Origin of the sequence: Kocuria sp. (genome assembly GCF_030536815.1) — a bacterium.
In the GTDB taxonomy this organism is placed as follows: domain Bacteria; phylum Actinomycetota; class Actinomycetes; order Actinomycetales; family Micrococcaceae; genus Kocuria; species Kocuria gwangalliensis.
In genome coordinates, this window is sequence record NZ_JAUNPE010000285.1 from 1 (window position 1) to 2,040 (window position 2,040).

The 2,040-nt window shown below is 63.5% G+C and carries 1 protein-coding gene; it reads right to left on the reverse strand.

The genetic code is table 11. The features are described 5' to 3' along the window. Positions 1–1,912 (reverse strand): S8 family serine peptidase (locus tag Q4E95_RS13200; RefSeq protein ID WP_303383737.1); only part of this gene is annotated, 1,912 nt, incomplete at its 3' end. Positions 1,913–2,040 lie beyond the last annotated feature (128 nt).

Consider the following 2,040-nt stretch of genomic DNA (forward strand, 5'->3'; position numbering starts at 1 on the left):
ACTGGGTTCGCACCCCGGTCTTGACGTTGATGAAGCGCTGATAGGCACCGGTAGAAGTCCGCGTCTCCGCGATCGTGGGGTAACCCACCGCGGACTCGTACCCGCTACGTGCCCATTTCTGGCCGATGGCGGTTTTTTCCTCGATCGGGTGAGCACCGGACCTGGAACTCCAGAGAATCTTGACCGTCCGACCCGTCTGGGGATGCACGAACCCCTGGTACGCACCACCCGTGGCGGTGGGGCGCTCCCTGTTGAACGGAATTCCCACGCCGCGGGGCCCGCCCAGGGAGGTGTACCGGCCACCGATTCCCGTCCACATCTTCAGTTCCTGCGCGCCGGTTCGGGATGACCAGAAGATCTTGGTGGTCCTGCCGTTACGCAGGAACGATTGCGAGACCCCGCCCACTCCGGTACTCAGTTCACCCGTGGTCGGGGCGCCGAAGACCGCGGTGCCTCCCCGTGCGTTGTAGTACTGCGCAATGGCGCCGCGGACCGTGGGCTTGACCGCGCGCGCGGCCCGAGCGGCGTCGACCTTCCGATACCCGCTCACGTTGGTGCCCGTGTTTCGCAGGGTGTTCCTGATGGCTTCCACACCCAGGTTGGGATTGCGTTCCTTCATCATGGCCACGACGCCCGCAACATGCGGTGCCGCCATGGACGTGCCACTGAGGTCTCCGTAGGTGGGTGATCCCAGCGCGAACTTCCCGGTGTTGACCGTGGACCAAATCGGCGCGTTGTTGTCACCACCGGGCGCCACGACATCAACCAGGGGTCCCCAGTTCGAATACCCGGTGATTGTATTGCGCGACGTCGTGGCGCCCACCACGATCGCGCCGGGGCAATTGGCCGGGGACGCGAGATTTGCGCTCTTGGCAGCGTTACCCGCCGCCACCACGAGCGGCACATTGATGCGATGCATACGGTTGATGGCGTTCTGCATGACCGGTGCGCAGGTTGCCGCGTCCCAGGCCTCCGACAAGTTGACGACCTTGGCCGGGGTGGTGTTCTTGGGGACCCCGGGAATGGCAATACCTGCCGTCCACATCACACCGTCCGCGATATCGGAAACGTAACCCCTGCCGTCAGCCCCGAGCACGCGCGCATGTTGAATTCGGGCGCTCGGTGCCACACCCGCAATACCCACGCGGTTGTTCGTCTGCGCCGCTGCAATACCCGCAACATGCGATCCATGCCACCAACTGGCCCGCCCTGGACTCCAATCGCCCATGTCCTGGGGGTTGCCGTCCCGACCGTTGCCGTCTCGCGAGTGGTACAGGTCGGACAGGAAGTCGTACCCCCGAACCGTCTTCCCGTTGAGGTCGGGGTGGTTGGTCTGGCCCGTGTCCGCGATGCCGATCACTACTCCGTCACCGGTTCCGTGCCACCATGCGCCGGGGACACCGATGTTTCTGGGGCCCCACTGATAACCCCAGTAGCGGTCATTCGGGGTGGTTCCCGCAAAGCCCGCAAGTGCGTTGACCACGATCTGGTCCGGTTCGGCCGATTCCACGGCTGGATCTTCCTCAATGGTCTCGACCACGGCTTGCTGTTCGGCCTTGTCGAGCATCGTGTCGGATTCCACGACATCTTCTGCGTTACCGGTGGTCTTGACGATTTCGGGATCTTCGATCGGAGTGGTCTCTTCAACCTCCGTCAGCACATTTTCCTTCTGGGCCTCCGGAATTTCGTCCTTGAACTTCACGACGATCCGGTCCGTTTCCGGTAGCACCGTGCCCTGGGTGCCGGTTCCCCTCCCCAAAGAACCAATGCCTCCCACGGTCGGCGGCTGCACTTGCGCCTGCTGTTCAGCGGCCGGCCCTTCCGGCGGGGCCGCCACCGCGGGTGCGGCCGTCGCCACCAGCAGAGTGGACAGCGAGAGCGTCAGGAATGTTCGTGCGGCGCCGGTTTTCATGGTTTCTCCCTGGGAAACAGCCCCTGTCGCTGTGATCAGCATGGTTTTTCACGGGCTGATGTCCGTCGGCAGGAATTCCGAACTGCGAGTGGTCGGAGTTTACCATCGTAAATATTGGCGGCTGAGGA